At 62.9% G+C, this 16,210-nt stretch carries 19 protein-coding genes and 1 pseudogene; 10 read left to right on the forward strand and 10 right to left on the reverse strand.

The genetic code is table 11. The annotated features are described in order from the left end of the window. Window positions 1-6 precede the first annotated feature (6 nt). The gene (locus J4G43_RS29925) at window positions 7-789 is read right to left on the reverse strand and encodes a DUF169 domain-containing protein (protein WP_166342045.1); all 783 of its coding nucleotides are present in this window, start codon (window positions 787-789) and stop codon (window positions 7-9) included. Window positions 790-849: 60 nt separating this feature from the next. Continuing rightward, a complete protein-coding gene (locus J4G43_RS29930; RefSeq protein ID WP_085400754.1) occupies window positions 850-1,617 on the reverse strand; it encodes a YdcF family protein in 768 nt (255 codons plus the stop codon). Window positions 1,618-1,797: 180 nt separating this feature from the next. Here J4G43_RS29930 and J4G43_RS29935 point away from each other — a divergent pair, with 180 nt between their 5' ends. The 3 genes from J4G43_RS29935 to J4G43_RS29945 all read left to right on the forward strand — a co-directional run bounded on the left by J4G43_RS29935 (window position 1,798) and on the right by J4G43_RS29945 (window position 3,713). Next, entirely contained in the window at window positions 1,798-2,739 is a 942-nt protein-coding gene (locus J4G43_RS29935; RefSeq protein WP_208087166.1) for an acetamidase/formamidase family protein, read from the forward strand. A gap of 200 nt (window positions 2,740-2,939) precedes the next feature. After that, window positions 2,940-3,137, forward strand: coding sequence for a hypothetical protein (locus J4G43_RS29940; protein WP_007603456.1), 198 nt, complete (start codon window positions 2,940-2,942; stop codon window positions 3,135-3,137). Window positions 3,138-3,209: 72 nt separating this feature from the next. Further along, window positions 3,210-3,713: a GcrA family cell cycle regulator gene (locus J4G43_RS29945; protein ID WP_208087167.1), complete on the forward strand. Its 504-nt coding sequence runs from the start codon at window positions 3,210-3,212 to the stop codon at window positions 3,711-3,713. 268 nt (window positions 3,714-3,981) lie between these two features. Here the strand turns inward: J4G43_RS29945 and J4G43_RS29950 are convergent, their stop codons facing one another. Next, window positions 3,982-5,511, reverse strand: coding sequence for a porin (locus tag J4G43_RS29950; protein ID WP_208087168.1), 1,530 nt, complete (start codon window positions 5,509-5,511; stop codon window positions 3,982-3,984). A 407-nt stretch (window positions 5,512-5,918) separates the two neighbouring features. Here J4G43_RS29950 and J4G43_RS29955 point away from each other — a divergent pair, with 407 nt between their 5' ends. Continuing rightward, entirely contained in the window at window positions 5,919-6,425 is a 507-nt protein-coding gene (locus tag J4G43_RS29955) for a MarR family winged helix-turn-helix transcriptional regulator (protein ID WP_028152624.1), read from the forward strand. Between the two features lie 116 nt (window positions 6,426-6,541). Here J4G43_RS29955 and J4G43_RS29960 read toward each other — a convergent pair. The 3 genes and pseudogenes from J4G43_RS29960 to J4G43_RS29970 all read right to left on the reverse strand — a co-directional run bounded on the left by J4G43_RS29960 (window position 6,542) and on the right by J4G43_RS29970 (window position 9,994). Beyond that, window positions 6,542-7,659, reverse strand: a pseudogene (locus tag J4G43_RS29960) (alpha/beta hydrolase family protein). A 309-nt stretch (window positions 7,660-7,968) separates the two neighbouring features. Continuing rightward, window positions 7,969-8,940 carry an SDR family NAD(P)-dependent oxidoreductase gene (locus J4G43_RS29965; RefSeq protein WP_208087169.1) on the reverse strand — a complete coding sequence of 324 codons (972 nt, stop codon included), beginning with the start codon at window positions 8,938-8,940 and terminating at the stop codon, window positions 7,969-7,971. Window positions 8,941-9,085: 145 nt separating this feature from the next. Further along, window positions 9,086-9,994 (reverse strand): dihydrodipicolinate synthase family protein, encoded by a 909-nt coding sequence (locus tag J4G43_RS29970; protein WP_208070759.1) that lies wholly within the window; start codon window positions 9,992-9,994, stop codon window positions 9,086-9,088. Between the two features lie 341 nt (window positions 9,995-10,335). Here J4G43_RS29970 and J4G43_RS29975 point away from each other — a divergent pair, with 341 nt between their 5' ends. Further along, entirely contained in the window at window positions 10,336-10,575 is a 240-nt protein-coding gene (locus tag J4G43_RS29975; protein WP_028152628.1) for a hypothetical protein, read from the forward strand. 122 nt (window positions 10,576-10,697) lie between these two features. Here the strand turns inward: J4G43_RS29975 and J4G43_RS29980 are convergent, their stop codons facing one another. Beyond that, complete coding sequence (locus J4G43_RS29980; RefSeq protein ID WP_208087170.1) at window positions 10,698-11,672, reverse strand: alpha/beta fold hydrolase; 975 nt, start codon at window positions 11,670-11,672, stop codon at window positions 10,698-10,700. Between the two features lie 164 nt (window positions 11,673-11,836). Here J4G43_RS29980 and J4G43_RS29985 point away from each other — a divergent pair, with 164 nt between their 5' ends. Then, window positions 11,837-12,421, forward strand: a complete 585-nt coding sequence (locus tag J4G43_RS29985; protein ID WP_225005199.1) for a TetR/AcrR family transcriptional regulator — start codon at window positions 11,837-11,839, stop codon at window positions 12,419-12,421. A 94-nt stretch (window positions 12,422-12,515) separates the two neighbouring features. After that, the gene (locus J4G43_RS29990) at window positions 12,516-12,791 is read left to right on the forward strand and encodes a hypothetical protein (protein ID WP_223154006.1); all 276 of its coding nucleotides are present in this window, start codon (window positions 12,516-12,518) and stop codon (window positions 12,789-12,791) included. Between the two features lie 643 nt (window positions 12,792-13,434). On the opposite strand, the gene J4G43_RS29995 is transcribed toward J4G43_RS29990, so the two are convergent. Further along, a protein-coding gene (locus J4G43_RS29995; RefSeq protein WP_129557670.1) for an IS3-like element ISRj2 family transposase occupies window positions 13,435-14,564 on the reverse strand; the annotation gives its coding sequence in 2 pieces (ribosomal slippage) (window positions 13,435-14,312 and window positions 14,312-14,564; 1,131 coding nt in all). Between the two features lie 175 nt (window positions 14,565-14,739). Here J4G43_RS29995 and J4G43_RS55150 point away from each other — a divergent pair. The 3 genes from J4G43_RS55150 to J4G43_RS30010 all read left to right on the forward strand — a co-directional run bounded on the left by J4G43_RS55150 (window position 14,740) and on the right by J4G43_RS30010 (window position 15,655). Then, window positions 14,740-14,934 carry a hypothetical protein gene (locus tag J4G43_RS55150; protein WP_249814658.1) on the forward strand — a complete coding sequence of 65 codons (195 nt, stop codon included), beginning with the start codon at window positions 14,740-14,742 and terminating at the stop codon, window positions 14,932-14,934. A 70-nt stretch (window positions 14,935-15,004) separates the two neighbouring features. Further along, a complete protein-coding gene (locus J4G43_RS30005; protein ID WP_208087172.1) occupies window positions 15,005-15,205 on the forward strand; it encodes a hypothetical protein in 201 nt (66 codons plus the stop codon). Window positions 15,206-15,430: 225 nt separating this feature from the next. After that, on the forward strand, window positions 15,431-15,655 hold the full coding sequence (locus J4G43_RS30010; RefSeq protein ID WP_208087173.1) for a hypothetical protein: 225 nt from the start codon (window positions 15,431-15,433) through the stop codon (window positions 15,653-15,655). On the opposite strand, the gene J4G43_RS30015 is transcribed toward J4G43_RS30010, so the two are convergent. Then, window positions 15,625-15,951, reverse strand: coding sequence for a hypothetical protein (locus J4G43_RS30015; protein WP_208087174.1), 327 nt, complete (start codon window positions 15,949-15,951; stop codon window positions 15,625-15,627). The genes J4G43_RS30010 and J4G43_RS30015 overlap by 31 nt on opposite strands. A gap of 4 nt (window positions 15,952-15,955) precedes the next feature. Further along, window positions 15,956-16,102, reverse strand: coding sequence for a hypothetical protein (locus tag J4G43_RS30020; RefSeq protein WP_208087175.1), 147 nt, complete (start codon window positions 16,100-16,102; stop codon window positions 15,956-15,958). Window positions 16,103-16,210: the final 108 nt, after the last annotated feature.

Below are 16,210 nucleotides of genomic sequence, written 5' to 3' on the forward strand. Positions count from 1 at the left end.
CGACCTTTACTTCTTCGCGTAACTCACGCCCATGCCGGCGCGGACGTCGCTTTGAATCCCATAGGGCGGAATCGGATAGCGCAGGCCGTTCTTGGCCAGCGCCTTCATGCCCTCGATCGCCTTGGCAAGATGCGAGGGCTTCAGGGCCATCAGCATCTCCTCGTCCGGCACGCCGCCATAGCGCCGTTCGGCATAGCATGGCAAGGACAGGCTGGGCTCGCCGGTTTTCAGCGCCCGCCCCCAGGAATCCGCACAGGCGGTCTCACCAACGACGCCCCATTCGAACTTCTTGTAGCCGGTATATTGCAGCCCGTTGATCAGGATGATCATCTGCCCCGGCGTTGCATAGACCAGGCAGATGTCGGGCGGATCGAGCCGCCCGCTCGCGAGCGGACTGACCGCAAGCGCCTGATACTGCCCGAACGGAACCACGTCCAGCGCCTCCTGGCGCTTGCGCGCGTCCTCAGCGGTGCCGTGCCAGACCCCGACATAGTTTTCGCCGGCGAGCCATTTTTCGTCCTGCGGCGCAAGCCCGATCACGGCGCGACACTGCGCGCCGACAAGATCGTCGGCGGTGATACCGACCGTCCAGCCCAGACGTGCAGCCATGCTGACGATCTGGTCCGTGGTGTGGACCGCGTTCGGCCGCCGGATTTTCGGGATCGCCTCCATGTCGGCGGCGCTCGCGAACAGCTTCATGCCGATCACCGTCGTCTTCAGCCGCAGCAGGCTGTTGAGGTCGGCGACGAGGCCGGCAAGATCGATCCTGTCTGCGCTCTGCTGCTGCATGGCGTCCTCCCGACCGACGATCGCGCGCCGGTACTCTGTTCTTGTTCTGAGGCTCCCGTTTTAGTCCTTGCCCGGTCCCGGAAGCAACTCGCCGGTCCGCCCCATGATGCGATACGCCAAAAGGCCGATCCATTCGCGCACGGCGACGTCGGTCTTGCCGAGACCATCGGCCCCATTGCGGGTGAAGGCGAAGAGCCCGTCGCGCCCGCCCATCCGCCAATCCACCGGATAGGCTTCGACGTCAAACCCGGCCTTGCGGAAAATCCCCATCGCGCGCGGCATGTGGAAAGCCGACGTGACCAGTAGCCAGCGTTCGCCCGGCTTCGGCGTCACCAGCTGCTTTGTGAAGATCGCATTCTCCCAGGTGTTGCGGGAGTCGCGCTCGAGGATCAGGCGCTCCTTCGGTATGCCTAGGCTTTCCAGGATCGGCGCGGTGTAGTCGGCCTCCCTCGCCTCCGTCGCGACCAGGTTCGCCGAGCCGCCGGTGAAGACGATACGCGCGTTCGGATAGCGCCGCGCGAGGTCGGCCGGCGCCAGCATGCGATCGGCCGCGTGCGCAACCACGGGCGTGCGATGCGCCGCCGACAGATCGGTGTCGATCGAGCCGCCGAGCACGATAATGCCGTCGGGGGCGCCCCGCGACGGGTCCCACGCCGGGAAACGCGACTCCAGCGGATAGAGCAGAAGATTGCCGATCGGCGAGAACGCGATCAGCGCCAGCAGCACCAGCGTAGTCACGGCAAGCTTGCGGCCGACCGCAGCAAACCGCGTCGCCATCAGCAGCAGCGACAGGATTCCGAGCTCGATCAGGAGATTGATCGGCAACAGAGCAGTGCCGAGGGTCTTGGAAAGAACGAAATACAGGGGAGCCTCGCTGGAATGATCGTGCCGGGCTTGACCGGCCCGTCCATCTTCAGAAATCTTCTTGAAAGAGGATCGATCGCCCGGTCAAGCCCGGGCATAACAGGTTCTCATGACGAGTTCTGTGAAACCGATTGGACGCGGCTAATGACCCATCACCACCTGCATTCAAGCCCCGAGACCTGCCATTGGGGCTTCTTCGAAGCCGCGCTCAAACCCGTCCTCACCGTCAAAAGCGGCGATGAGGTGACGGTCGACACCATCAGCGGCGGGCCCGACATGCTGCCCGACCGCACCAAATTTCACATTCCGCCGGAGATGTTCGAGGTTCACGCCAAGAACGAGCGCATGCTGCCCGGCCACATCCTCACCGGCCCGATCGCGGTCGAGGGCGCCGAGCCCGGCGACGTGCTCGCGGTCGAGATCCTCGACGTCCAGCTCCGGCAGGACTGGGCCTGGAACATGATCAAGCCGCTGTCCGGCACCCTGCCCGACGATTTCCACGAAACGCGCATCCTGAATATCCCGCTCGACCGGTCGCGGATGGTCGGCCGCATGCCCTGGGGCCTCGATCTGGCGCTCAAGCCGTTCTTCGGCGTGATGGGCGTCTCGCCGCCGCCGGCCTGGGGCCGCATCTCGTCGCTCGTGCCGCGCGCGATGGGCGGCAATCTCGACAACAAGGAGCTCGGGGCCGGTGCGACGCTCTTTTTGCCGGTGTTCGTCCCGGGCGCGATGTTCTCCTGCGGCGACGGCCATGGCGTGCAGGGCGACGGCGAGGTCTGCGTCACCGCGATCGAGACCGCGCTCCAGGGCCGCTTCCGCCTGACGCTGCGCAAGGACCTCAGGTTCGACTATCCCCGCGCCGAAACGGCGACGCATTACATGACCATGGCCATGGACCCCGACCTCGACCAGTGCGTGGTGCGCGCGCTGCGCGACATGATCGTGCTGCTCGGCGAGACGCGAAACCTGTCGCGTGAGGACGCCTACACGCTGTGTAGCCTGGCCGCCGACCTGCGGGTGACGCAGACCGTCAACGGCTGCAAAGGCATCCATTGCATGATCGAAAAGGCGATCGTGCACGGCTAGCTCCACCCGCCTGCCCGGCCCCGTCTCCACTCCGCCGCCGCTCGGCATCCCGCGCGGCGCGCGGAGCTGCGCCTGATTTTCCGAGCGATTCCAATGAGCTGAAACACCGGTCTTGCCCGGATTTGACTTCCACCCCTGAACCTAAATAGAGTCTTAATCGTTACTTTTATGTACCCGAGTAAGAGGCTAGCGTTCGGGCCATGGCCACCGAAAAAGCCGAGACTGACCGCATTCCCGTAACCTTGGCGCTCTCGACCATCACCTATCTGGAAAAACTGGTGAGACAGGGCACCCACGGCACCAGCGTTCCCGGCGTCGCACGCACTCTGATCGAGGAAGGCATCCGTCTCGCCATCAAGGACGGCCTTTTGTCGATTCGCGACAACGGCAGAACGTGAGGGCGCGCCGGACGTGAGGCGGACGGATCTCGAGAGGCGGATGGCCGACATCTGCAACCTGGGACCGTTACAATGCCTGTTCTCTCACCAACTTCTTCACCGACTGCTTCTTCACCGACTTGGACCAACGAACGAATTGAGCTTCTGAAGCAGCACTTCGAGGCCGGCCTCACCTGCAGCGAGATCGCTGCCGACATCGGCGTCAGCCGCAACGCGGTGATCGGCAAGCTGTCCCGGCTCAATCTCACGCGCGGCAGGACGACCGACGAGCGCAAGCTCGAGCGGAGCCTCGCGCCGCGGCGCGGGACGAGAGCCGTACCGCGGCTGCAATATGAGATGCTCGCCACGATCTACGGCGACACCGACACACCTGTGGTCGCGGGTCCGATCGACGATGCCAACCGCTGCTCGCTGCTGGAGCTCGCCGAGAATCGCTGCCGCTGGCCGATCTCGACGCCGGGCGCAGACGACTTCTGCTTCTGCGGCAATACCGCGCCCGACGGCCAGTCCTACTGCGTCGGCCACAGCCGCCTCGCCTACCGGCCGAACTCGCGCGCCCGTGTGATGCGCGGCTGAAGGAAAATCCCAAAACGAAAAACCTCCGGCGGGGCATCACCGGAGGTTTCTGGAGGCTTAGCATGAAGCTAAGAGCCGTGACTTTCGTAATCGGCTGAAAACAAGATAGCTGATCAACTCAGGTAAGTAAATAAGTTTGAGGGCGATCGAGTCGCATAGCTCGTCTTCGTCGTTTGCAACGTGTTGCCGGATTTTCCGAAGGCCGCTTTCATGAAAAAGCCCCGGCGGTTTCCCGCCGGGGCTCTATCAGATCGGAACGGTCTTCAGCTTACCAGTTGCGCTGGGCGCGCAGCAGCAGGCTGTAGGTGTCCTGGTCCTTCAGCTCGTAGGTTGCCGCAGGCTTGGCAACCGACGCCAGCGCCGGGGTGGTGATCACGCCCGAGTACTTCTGGTCGAGGTGGCTGTAGACGAAGTCAGCCGAGAAGGTCAGGTTCTTGACCGGCGTCCAGCGGGTGATGACGCCGATCTGGCCGATGTTGAAGTCCGGGTTACAGGTGCCGGTCAGGGTCGCGAACGCGGCGCTGCCGCAGATCATGTTCTTGGCCGTGCCGCTGTAGTTGACCGCAGCCCATGCGCCGTAGAGCGCCGTGTTCCAGTACGGGCTCCAGTTGTGGGTGTAGGCACCACGGAAGCCGTAGGTCTTGGTCAGCTCGAGCTGGCCGTTGGGACCGAACACCGCGTCAGACACGCCGGCAAAGCCGATGCTCTGATACGCGCTGCCCGAACCGCCGAACATCGAGTAGCTGGTCGCAGCCAGCTCCTGGAAGTTGTAGCGGCTCGCACCGTCGGTATAGACGCCCGAGATGTTGATCACGTCGCCGGCGCCGGTCGGGATGTTCTTGATCTGCAGAGCGAGCTGCACGGCCCAGCCCCACTTGTCTTCCGGATGACCGGTGACTTCCGTGGCGCCGTAGTAGGCGACGTGGTTGTCGTGCGCAGCCACCGACGCCTGGAACAGGCCCCAGGCCTGGTCGACACGGACCATGGCGACCAGGTCGGGAGACCGGGTGCCGCCGAGGTCGTTCGAACCGTAAGCGCCGCCGAGAACGCTGGAGGTGGTCATGCCCGCGGTGTTCCAGATGTTGGTCTGGAAGGCCTGGGTCTGATCCTGCGCCGAGAACGCAGCCGTCACGCCCTGGCCGAAATCAGCGGTGTAGGTGAACTGGGAAACACCGTTGGTGGTGCCGCTGCCGCCGACCAGCTGGTCGAAGTTGTTGCCGGGATAGTTGATCCAGGGCGCGTCGAACTGCGACACCGCCTTACCCATCGTAAAGCCCGCGAACTGGATGAAGGCGTAGTAGACGCCGAGCGTACCGCCCGAGATATTGCCCGCGTTTGCGTTGTTCGGCGCAGACACCCCGGTGCTTCCGAGTTGCGAGTAAACGGTCGCACCCGGCGCCGTGCCGCTTCCCGTAGTGAAATCGGTCGTCCAGGTGAACACGGCGTCAAAATAAGTACGAACCACGCCGTATTCGGTCGCGGTACGGGTATCGATGTTGAGGTCTTCGCGAGCGCGCGTCGAGTAGTAGTTGGTCAGGCGGTTATTCGCGGCGGAAACACCGTTGTAGGAACCGCTGTAGTTGCCGCCGGCATTGAGCGCGACTTCAGCACGCAGATAGCCGCCGAGCTTGATGCAGGTATCGCTGCCCGGGATGTAGTAGAAACCCGCGCCGTAGAGCGTGCAGATCTTCACGTACTCGACCGCCTTGGCCTTGACCGGAAGATCGGCCGCCTGGGCTCCACCGACGGCGATCAGAACCGCCGAAGTGCCGAGCAAAAGGCTCTTCACCACTTTCATATAAAACCTCCAAGTTGCTCATTTTACGGAGACCGGACCGTGAGGCCCCCCAGATCCCCGTCTTTTCAAATCCGCTCGGCCGCTTCGCGCTTTTGGACACACCCGCATCGACGCGAGGGACGTGAGCGAACCACCTGCAACGGGACGATTGAGTACCCCCCACCGTCACGGGCCAATATGCCTGCGCCGTTCCGCTAATCAAAATAGTTTATTTAGTCAGCTTTGTTGTTTCACTAAACCTGTGCCCCGAGTGCAACACCGCGAGTGAGGGAATATGCTGAGCTGATCATCTTTGTAGTTTTAGTGACAAAATTACCCTGCTCTGCACTTGCGTCAAGGCAGACTTGCGTGGACTATGGCCGTGCAAGACACCGGCCGGAAAAGAATCAGATCACGGGAGTGACGCTGTGTCAGCGACCAGGAAGGAAGGGGCGCGCCTCCGCTCCATCGGCAATCTCGATATCATCAGGCGTTTCACCTGGGAAATTTCGTCGATCAACATGTATCTGGAGGAGTTGCGTCAGTTCTGGGCGAGAACGCTGGGCATCAGCGGTCCGCAATGGCTGATCCTGATGGCGATCTCCGACCTCGACAAGGACGACGGCGTGCCCGTCAACGTGGTCTCCAAGCTGCTCCACGTCGATCCGTCCTTCGTCACCACCCAGTCCAAGCTGCTGGAGAAGAAGGGCCTGCTGCGGCGGCGGCCCTCGCCGACCGACGCCCGCGTGGTGCGGCTGTCGCTGGTCGAGAAGACGCAGAAGCACATCGCAAGCCTCAACGAGCAGTACAAAACGATCCGCGAATTCGTCTTCCAGGAATTCGACGAGAACGAACTGACCGAATTCACCGGCAAGCTGGCGACGCTGAAGACCCGGCTCGAAAAGGCCTGCGTCAGGATATCCCTCGACTACTAAAACATGATCCGGAAAAGTGCGAAGCGGTTTTCCGAAAAGATCATGCCCAAGCAACAACCTAAATCGCGATGACGATTCATCCCAATCTCATCGCGCTTTAAGACAGCAGGCGGCGTTCAGATCCGCCGCCCCGTGGCGCCCAGTTGCGATTCCAGCCAGTCGAAGATGTATTCGTTGGCAAGGCTGGGATTGTCCGCATGGGCCTGCGCCGCGCCGGTCTCCTGCGCGGTGAACACCTTCAGCACGATGTCGGAGCTGCCGAGTCGCGACTTCTGCACGATCTGGCGCGCCCGGTCGGCCTTGAGCCAGCCGTCCTCGCCGAGCGTGATCAGCACCGGACAGTCGACGCTCGAGGCCATCAACGGCGCCGACGGCACCGGGACGATGCTGAGGTCGCTCATCGCAAAGCGGTGGCGAAGAAGGATCGTTCGTGCAGGTCCCACAGACCGCCGTCGCAGACGGCCGCGGCGAGCCTCGGCTCCTGCAACACCGCGCGCGCGACGAAGGAAGAGCCCCACCCGTCGGCCACGATGGCGACGCGATCGAAATCGACGTCGCCGCGTGTCTCCAGATAATCCATGACGCTGGCAATCGAGCTCTCGAGGTCGCGGCGCTGCAGGAGCGTGTCGGTATAGTCGTCACGCTGGTCGCCGAGCAGGTCCAGCGCGAGCATCGACAGTCCGCGTTCGCGCGCATGCGGCGCGAGCTTGAACAGGAATTCTTCCTTGCGGTGTCCGGGCTCGCCGATGCAGATCACGGTCGGAGCCCGCTTGCCGGCCGGGGACGCAGGCAGGAAATAGCCTTGCAAAACGTGTCCGTCATCGGCCCAGGGAATCGTGACGACCTCGCCAGCCGGACCGCGCGCGGTGAGGAAGCGGCGCGCGCATTCCTGCATGGCGAGCACCGCGACCCAGCGGCGCTCGTCGGCCTGGTCCAGCGGCATCGCGGCCGCGCCGTAGTAGTTCATCGCCCGCAGCCAGTTGCGCTGCGCGGTCGCCATGTGGCCTTCCGCGAACGCCGCCTCGGCACGCTGCCGGTTGGCTTGCGCCAGCCGCTTCCATTCGCGGTGCCAGGACTGCTCGCCGCCCTGCTTGAGCTGCCGCGCGATCATCAGGCATTCTGCGATGGTGGCGCCACCCTCCTGCGCCGCGGTGAGGAGCCGCGTGAATTCAGCGGAAATATCCTCTCTCTCCGGGCAGAGGATCCAGTCATCGGAGAGGCATGCGGGTATCATCGGAGCTACGCTTTATGATGGCGTTACCCCTGATCGACTAAACTATTTTGGTTCACCAACCAAGCTGCCGTGCGCCGAATGAGACCCGTTTCACATCACCATCGCTTGAACATTGCTTGAACGACGGAGCATGTCGCATGCGTGACATTCCAAATCGTCATAAGGCGTCGGAAAGTGGCAAGAGGTGGCACGTAAAGTTACCTGCGTAACATGTAAATTACCTGTGTAATAATACGTCCGCACCTCTTGCCATGATGGTCGTCATACCTACATGCGCGGACGTTCGTTGACAGTCTCAGCCAAACCGAATCAACCGAGCCGCCAGCCAACTTCCTGCGTAAAGCTTTCATAGAAGGCGCGGTCGTAGGCCTGCTCCGGCGTTGCGCGCACGCGTTCGTCAAGGCGCTTTGCGTCTTCGCCCACAAGAATGCGCCACCGCTCCGCCTTGACCCCGTCGAGGATGATCTTCGCGGCCTGCGCAGCCGTCGTCGGCGCGTCCTCGAGGAAGCTGCGGGCGCGTTCGGCGAACGCAGCCTGGATGTCCTCGTCCGACATCTTGTCAGCATCCGGCACGCCAGCCGCGACCATGCGCTTGCGGGTCAGCGCGACCTCGTCGGCATTGAGCCGCTCCGACCCGTCGGCGCTCTGCACCTTGCGCGAATTGGAGACGATCGAGGTGCCGATATGGCCGGGCATCACCACCGAGCATTTGACATGCGGCGCGTGCAGGCGAAGGTCGTTGATCAGCGCTTCGGTAAATCCTTTCACCGCGAACTTGGCCGAACTGTAGGCGGTGTGCGCCTGTCCCATGCCGATCGAGGCCCAGAAGCCGTTGACGCTCGCGGTGTTGACGATGTGGGCCTCGTCCGCCGCCACCAGCATCGGCAGGAAGGTGCGCACGCCGAGATAGACGCCGCCCCAGCAGATGTTGAAGGTGCGCTCCCACTGCTCGCGCGTGTTGGTGAACAGGCTGCCGCCGCCACCGATGCCGGCATTGTTGAACAGGAGATGGATCCGATCGGTCTTCTGCTGCTTGGCGAGCTCATCGCGAAACCGCTTGAGATGATCCTCGATCGAGACGTCGGCGACATGGGTCGTGACCCGCAGGCCCTGCGGCAGCTTCTCGACCTCGCAGAGCCGCTTGGTCTCGGCCATCGCGGCCTCCGAGACGTCGCACATCGCGACATTGCAGCCCTCGGCGACGAGCTGCCGTGCGAGCTCGCGTCCCATCCCCGTGCCGCCGCCGGTGATGACGGCGATCTTTCCTGCAAAATCCTTCATCGGACTTCGGTCCCTCCCCTTGTCGGTATGTTTCTTCACAGCTGGCGCCGCGCATCGCGGCGCGCGCAAAATGTAGCAGCGCCGCATCCGCAGGTAAAAGCGGATCGGCGCTGCCATCTTCACATCAGTTATTTCGGCCCGCGGACTATTCGGCCGCTTCGACACGCACCCCGTTCAACGCGCCGAGTGCCTCCAGCGCCTTGCGGGTGGCGGCCTGCTGCGCCGGCGAGGCCTCCGGCATCGGTGCGCGCGGATAGGTCCTGGGCAAGCCCTGGAGCGTCTGGGCGTAACGCGTGCAGGCCGGCAGATTGTCGGCGATAACGGCGTTCCACAGCGTCAACAGCTTCTTGTGCAGGTCGAGCGCGCGCGGATGGTCGCCCGCCTTCACCGCATCCCACAGCGCGACGGAGGCATGCGGCGCCGCGGTCAGGATCGCGGCGATCGAGCCATGGGCGCCGAGCGTGTAGGACGGATACATGAGGGCATCGACCGCGCTGTAGATCAGCTTGTCCGGCGCCATCATCATGAGATCCGCGAACAGCTTGAGATCGCCCGCGCTCTGCTTGACGCCGACCACCAGCGGCACCTCGGTCATGATCCGCACCAGCAGCGCGGGCGACAGATAGGACCACGGCACCACGTTGTAGATGATGATGGGCATGCCGGTCTCATCAGCCATGGCGCGGAAGTGCGCGACCATCGCCTCGTCGTCGGGCTTGAACAGATAATGCACCGGCGTGACCTGGAGCGCTGCGACATTCATGTCGCGCACGAGCTTGCCGCGACGGATCGCATCGCGCGTGGAGTCCACGATGATGCCGGCGATCACGGGAATGCGTCCCTTCACCGCCTCGACCGTCGCGGCCATCAGGTCGCGATATTCCTCGTGATCGAGCGTGTGGCCCTCGCCGGTCGAGCCGCCGGCCGCGACGCCATGCGCGCCGGCGCCGATCATCCAGTCGACCTGGGCCGCCACGAGCCCAAGGTCGATCTCGCCGTCCTTCCGGAACGGCGTCGTCATCGGCGGGATCACGCCGGTCGGTCGTGCCTTCATGGTCTGCCCTCGCGTTTCCTTTGGTCCTGTGGCGGCCCCGCTCTTTTGACGAGTATCCGCCCGCTTCCGAGCCTATCGGCTGCGCGGGCCTTGTGAAGGGGCGGTTCGCGCGGCGCTGCCCCCACAATCGCTCATTCCTGCGTCCTTCCTCGCCCTTTTCCTTGGGGATTCCCCGTATTTGCCCGGCTTCGGTTTAGGGGCAATTTTTTTACAATCCGAATCATCAAATGAGGTTGGACGCTGGGTCGAGTCGGCCAGATCAGCGTGTTGTTTGTGTCACAGGCTCTGGCACTCCGCTTGCATCCTCTTCGTGGTCTGAAACTACCGATGAGGTGACAGGAATGTTCGTGACCGTGGTTGCCGTGCTCTGCCGGCTGAGCGCAGCCAGCTCAGGCAGTTGCATCGAGGAAATCGTGACCGACAGCAACATGACGCCCGAGATGTCGATGATGCAGTGCGCGATCGGCGCACAGGCCCCGCTTGCCAAATGGATGGGCGAGCATCCGATCTATCACGCCAATTGGCGCCTCGAGCGCTACAAATGCGTGCCGGGTCACTACGAGATCAAGGGCCACGCCTAAGGCCCCGCAAGACTACGGATGAGGAAACGCCCCGGAGGCCGCGTGGTCTCTCCGCGCGGGCACCGCTAGCGCTAGACCCTAATGCGGCGGCGCGCCCCTGTGACGACGATCACGCCTTCCCTTTAAGCCACTGCACGCAGAATGATCGCACGCGCCTGTCGCCCTTCCGGCGTCGGCATCAGCGCGAAATTGTGCGGCTGGTCACGGAGCAGATGCAGCTCGACCGGCACGCCCGCCGCCCTCGCGCGCTCCGCGAGATCGACGCTATCGGGATAGAGCAGATCGCGCGTGCCCGAAAAGATTGTCATCGGCGCGAGCGAACGGAAGGCGCCGTTGAGCGGGCTGACGAAGGGATGGCCGACATCGAGCTCGCCGGCATAGAGCCGCCCCGCCTCAATGATCCCCGGAATGTCCTGGATCGGATCGCGGCCTGCGATCTCGACCTGCTCCGGACGGCTGACCGATGCATCGGCCGCGGGCGAGATCAGCATCAGCCGGCCCGGCTGCCGATGCCCGCAGTCGCGCAGCCACTGGCAGGCAGCGAGCGCCAGTCCCGCGCCGGCGGAATTGCCGACCACCGTGACCTTTGCGGGCCCGACATCCTCCAGCAGCATCCGCAACAGTTCGGCCGTCGCCGGCACGAGATCCTTGGCGGTGGCATGCGGCGCAAGCGGATAGATCGGCACGACGCAGACGACGCGCGCCTTGCGCGTCATCTGGCCGACGAAGCGCCAATGCGCCGGCACGATCTCGTTGATGAAGCCACCGCCGTGCAAGAACATGACGTGGTTGCAGCCCTCATGGCCCGATGATGGCGCCGTGTAATAGACCGGCCATCCGCCCATCTTGGTCAACGTCACCTCGACGCCGCGGCCCAAACCCGTCGGCTCGTAGGAGGCCGGCTGCAATGCGAGTTTCTGCACATGCGCCTGCACGGCCTCGGCCGAGGCAAGGTGCTTCTTGAACGGAAGCTGCCGCAACAGCGCGTTGAAGCAACGACTCTGCAGGCTCGGCGCGGGATCGCCGGATGGCCGCATCCCCAACAGCCGGCCGCCCGGACAGAACTGGAAGGCCGATGCGATCTTTGCAACGCTCATGTCAGGTCTCCTCCAGACCGGGCTCTCTGTATGGGCGACGAAAAGGCTTGTGTCGACCGCCGCCACATGCGGATATAATGCGAGCATTCGCTCGCTTTTCATACTCGCATTCGGATCGCAGGCCCATGGCGCGCAAACCGCCGACAAAACCCCGGAAAAATGCCTTGCAAGCGCGATCGCGCGCCACCGTCGACGCGCTGGTCGAGGCAACCGCTCGCATTCTGGTCCGCGAAGGCTTTGAGAAAGCCAGCACCAACCGGATCGCCGAAATCGCCGGCGTCAGCGTCGGCTCGCTCTATCAGTATTTTCCCAGCAAGGAGGCGCTCGTCGCCGCCGTGATCGACCGTCACAACGAGGAGATCATGGGCATCGTCCGTGCCGCCCTCACCGAGGTCGCCGACCTGCCGATCGACAAAGCCGTGCGCCGCCTCGTCACCGTCGCGATCGAAGCCCACCGCATCGATCCCAAACTACATCGGGTGCTTGCCGAGCAGATCCCGCGCACCGGCCAGCTCAAGGACGTCGAAGCCTTCGACCGCGAGGTCCACACCCTGGTGCGCGCCTATCTCGAAAGCCGCCGCAACGAGATGCGCAAGATCGACCCGGGACTGGCGACCTTCATCTGCGTCAGTGCGATCGAGGCGGTCGCGCACAACACGGTGCTGAACCAGGCCGAGATGCTCTCGGAGAAGATGGTGAGGACGCTGGTGGATGAGACGACACGGATGGTGGTGGGGTATTTGAGGTAGTTTGCGAAAACGTCGCCTCATGCCCGCTCTACGCGGGAGAGCGGGCATCCTGCTAAGCAGTTGATTTATCTGCGGGCTGCATTGAGCCGAGCCCATGGCCATGAGTTTTCCATTTTTGATGGCGATCAATTCAGCTTTCCTATTGAGGACAAAACATATGCCCAAGAAAAATTGCCTGATAGTCCATGCCGCCGGAAGACAGCTCGACCTACTGCGCGGAGAGGCTTCCCGCATTGCGAAGGCGAACAAGGTCGACTGGTGGATCGATCGTGCCGACGTCGGCACACTTTTTTGCTTTGAAGACGCAAATGCTACAGATGCCTTCGCTCGCACCTGCGACAACTTCGGAGTCCGATGCCAAGACGGCTAGCTCAAAAACCCCGCCGACTTTGTGAGCCGGCGGGAGTTGAGTGAATACCTACGAAAACCGGCCCATCGCCAAACGCGCGTCGGACGGTGGGGCCGTTCCGGGTGGATGGCGAGACCTTGAGGAGGTCCAGATTCGCCACAGACCGATTTTTCAATCTCTCCCTTGGAGAGTCGTTCCTCAGACGCCGCGATGCCAATATTTTTGTGATCTGGCGCAAAAGGAAGGCCCCAGCCAATGGGGAAGACTGGGGCCTTCACAGGCCTTGCGATGGATCACACGCAAGACCGATCGCTGGATAGCTGCAGGAGCGCTCGTTCCTCCTGCGGAACCAATCTCGACCCAAGTTGGCTGCAACTCCAGATGAGTCGCGAGAGCCAGCATTCCAGCAGCCAAATCGGGGCTAGAGTGTGTCCGAAGTTGAACTAGACGCGGGCGAAACCAACGTGCTGAAGCCGCGATCCAACTCGAGTGTTTCGCAAATCATCGATTCTTCGTAGAGAGCTGGCCCCGGTTGTTTGGACAGCGCCCCGCTGGATTTAAGTGGATTCCTGCCGGGTTATGCTGAACGCGGGGCTTTACGGTTTTGTCGTTGCGTCGGGAGGGCGTAGCCCGACCAGAGCGACGACAAAACCGTCGGCGACGGTCATGCGGCCATCACCATAGCTTGCGTGCCGAAGTAAGCCTCGTCGGGCGTGCGCCCGTCAAGGCTCGAGTGAGGGCGTCCCTGATTGTAGAAGGCCAGATACTTGGCAATTGACGCTCGCGCCTCGGACACGCTGTCGTAGGCGCGGAGATATACTTCTTCGTATTTGACCGTGCGCCAGAGCCGCTCGACAAACACGTTGTCGCGCCAGGCGCCCTTGCCGTCCATGCTGATGGCGATCTTCGCGTCCAGCAGCACATCGGTGAACTCGAGGCTGGTGAACTGGCTGCCCTGATCCGTGTTGAAAATCTCGGGCCTGCCGTGCTTCGCCAACGCCTCCTGGACCGCTTCGACGCAGAAGGCCGCCTCCATTGTGATCGAGACGCGATGGGCCAGGACCCGTCGGCTGAACACATCGACGACCGCCGCGAGATAGACGAAGCCACGCCGCATCGGAATGTAGGTGATGTCCATTGCCCACGCATGGTCGGGCCGCTCGATCTTCAATCCGCGCAACAGGTACGGGTAGATCTTGTGACCCGGAGCCGGCTTGCTCGTGTTCGGGCGACGATAGACCGCCTCGATCCCCATGCGCTTCATCAGCGTCGCGATGTGGCGGCGACCGGCGTATACGCCCTCCCGCCGCAGCAACGATCGCAGCATACGCGCTCCCGCGAAGGGATAATCGAGATGCAGCTCATCGAGCCGACGCATCAAGGCAAGGTCCTCGGCCGAAACTGGCCGAGGTTCATAGTAGACCGTGCTGCGAGCCAGCTTCAGGACCTTCGCCTGGCGCACGATAGAAAGATCATGATCGCGGTCGATCATCGCTTTGCGCTCAGCAGGCCCGCCTTGGTGAGCGCGCCGGACAAAAAATCGTTTTCCAACGCCAGCTCGCCGATCTTGGCATGTAACGCCTTCAAATCGACCGGCGTCTCGGCCGATGTCTTGTCATGCCCAAACACGCCGGCGGCGCCTTCCAGGAGCTGGTTTTTCCAGATCGTGATCTGGTTCGGATGAACATCAAACAGTTGCGCCAGCTCCGCCAGTGTCTTGTCGCCTTTGACCGCAGCCAAAGCAACCTTCGCCTTGAATGCCGGAGAATGCGTCCGGCGGCTCTTCTTCGTCATCTTCGCTCCTGATTCGCAGCAAGAATCCTCGCCGCTGTCAGGCAGAAAATCCACTCAAGCTACTGTCCGAATTTGCGGGGCCAGCTCTACTCTCGCTGGCTCGCCGCCGAGCTGGTGGAGCGGCCCCGACCAGCTCAAAGACGTCGAAGCCTTCAACCGCGAGGTCCACACCCTGGTGCGCGCCTATCTCGAAAGCCGCCGCAACGAGATGCGCAAGATCGACCCGGGACTGGCGACCTTCATCTGCGTCAGTGCGATCGAGGCGGTCGCGCACAACACGGTGCTGAACCAGGCCGAGATGCTCTCGGAGAAGATGGCGAGGACGCTGGTGGATGAGACGACACGGATGGTGGTGGGGTATTTGCGATGACCCGATGGGCAGGATAGGTCAGCGATGGCGCCAACCGCACGTGAAGCCACGCGAATGCCGCGCGGTCGGCATGGGACAAGTTCGCAAGGCGATGAAGGCCCCGGCCGCCAGCGACGATGCAGCTGCGACCATCGAGGATGGCGTCAACCGCTACGGCGTCCATCAGGGCAAGCGAAAGGGCACAGTCGGCTCTGACGCCGAGACCATCTTCCGGAACGCCGACAAGCAGATCAAGGGGCTTCGCGCTCGAACAGGCCGCCCGTCAAGATAAGACCCAGGACGCCAAGAGCCGGTCCGAGATCATCGCTGACCTGCGCAAGCAAATGCGGGAGGTGCAGGAGGCGGCCCGCAAAGCGTACCGCGACCTGAAGAACCGAGAGCCGACGTTCTGAATCACATCTGATCAGCCACGCGGCTGAATGTGGTCCGTACAAATACCGACAGACAGCGCCGCCCTACTCTCATTAGTTGCATTCTTTTGATTGAAGAGTTTGGAATGCTGCATGGGATAATCGTCTACGCCATCGTCATTATTGTCGTCGCCGGGGTCGCGTGGGTGGTGGCGCAGCGGCTGGACGCCTTCATCGCCGGCTGGCCTCTCCGAATTCAGGCCCGCTACGTCAAGGCCGGTCAACCGCCCGGCTACCACAGCCGCCTGAAGGCGATCCGAGCGCTGTACGCCGCGTGGACTCACGAGGAGGCGACCGTCTGGCAGATGTAGGTTAGGCCCTCCAACCTTCGCCAGCGAATCAGGCGGTAGGCTTTCGCCAGCCTCACCCTTGCGAGCGGATCGACGCCTTGGTTCAAGGCGCGCATGACGCCGATGCGCGCCAGCATTGTTGGGCCTTCCTTGCTCTCCGCGGCCATGATCAGGGCCTCAACGGCGGCCTGCCAGTGAGGCTTGGACTGTTCGGCCTTGGGAAGACGCTGGATGAACGTTGCGGCCTCTTCGAAGGTCGTGATGGGCTTCCGGCCGGGCAGAGAAATGGGCTGCTCGAACTCGCGGGACCAAGGCATCTCGTCATCTTGCCTGTGTCGGATCACCGATACCTCGGTGCGTCGCCCAGATATGCCGCTCGATGCCGGCGTTGGTGATGACCTCGCCGCAGAAGCAGTGCGACTGACCGCTGGAGCGCTGCGTCGGCAACGGCAGCCGCTCGGGGAGCATCCGGTCCTTCCAAGCGTGGAAGTCCCGCGACTGGCGCCAAATCTCGAAGTGCGCCTCCGAGCGCGTGGGGAGCAGCTTGTTCCCGGCCGCCTCGAAGTCGGCCCTCGC

The sequence above is a fragment of the Bradyrhizobium barranii subsp. barranii genome, assembly GCF_017565645.3.
Lineage (GTDB): Bacteria > Pseudomonadota > Alphaproteobacteria > Rhizobiales > Xanthobacteraceae > Bradyrhizobium > Bradyrhizobium barranii.

Excerpts from the sequence above, each read along its gene's own strand:
- J4G43_RS29925 (WP_166342045.1), bottom strand. The coding sequence starts at position 789 with ATGCAGCAGCAGAGCGCAGACAGGATCGATCTTGCCGGCCTCGTCGCC.
- J4G43_RS29940 (WP_007603456.1), top strand. The coding sequence starts at position 2,940 with ATGGCCACCGAAAAAGCCGAGACTGACCGCATTCCCGTAACCTTGGCG.
- J4G43_RS29990 (WP_223154006.1), top strand. The coding sequence starts at position 12,516 with ATGGCCATGAGTTTTCCATTTTTGATGGCGATCAATTCAGCTTTCCTA.
- J4G43_RS29945 (WP_208087167.1), top strand. The coding sequence starts at position 3,210 with ATGCCTGTTCTCTCACCAACTTCTTCACCGACTGCTTCTTCACCGACT.
- J4G43_RS29935 (WP_208087166.1), top strand. The coding sequence starts at position 1,798 with ATGACCCATCACCACCTGCATTCAAGCCCCGAGACCTGCCATTGGGGC.
- J4G43_RS30020 (WP_208087175.1), bottom strand. The coding sequence starts at position 16,102 with ATGCTCCCCGAGCGGCTGCCGTTGCCGACGCAGCGCTCCAGCGGTCAG.
- J4G43_RS29975 (WP_028152628.1), top strand. The coding sequence starts at position 10,336 with ATGTTCGTGACCGTGGTTGCCGTGCTCTGCCGGCTGAGCGCAGCCAGC.
- J4G43_RS29950 (WP_208087168.1), bottom strand. The coding sequence starts at position 5,511 with ATGAAAGTGGTGAAGAGCCTTTTGCTCGGCACTTCGGCGGTTCTGATC.
- J4G43_RS29980 (WP_208087170.1), bottom strand. The coding sequence starts at position 11,672 with ATGAGCGTTGCAAAGATCGCATCGGCCTTCCAGTTCTGTCCGGGCGGC.
- J4G43_RS30015 (WP_208087174.1), bottom strand. The coding sequence starts at position 15,951 with ATGCCTTGGTCCCGCGAGTTCGAGCAGCCCATTTCTCTGCCCGGCCGG.
- J4G43_RS30010 (WP_208087173.1), top strand. The coding sequence starts at position 15,431 with ATGCTGCATGGGATAATCGTCTACGCCATCGTCATTATTGTCGTCGCC.
- J4G43_RS30005 (WP_208087172.1), top strand. The coding sequence starts at position 15,005 with ATGGGACAAGTTCGCAAGGCGATGAAGGCCCCGGCCGCCAGCGACGAT.
- J4G43_RS29970 (WP_208070759.1), bottom strand. The coding sequence starts at position 9,994 with ATGAAGGCACGACCGACCGGCGTGATCCCGCCGATGACGACGCCGTTC.
- J4G43_RS29965 (WP_208087169.1), bottom strand. The coding sequence starts at position 8,940 with ATGAAGGATTTTGCAGGAAAGATCGCCGTCATCACCGGCGGCGGCACG.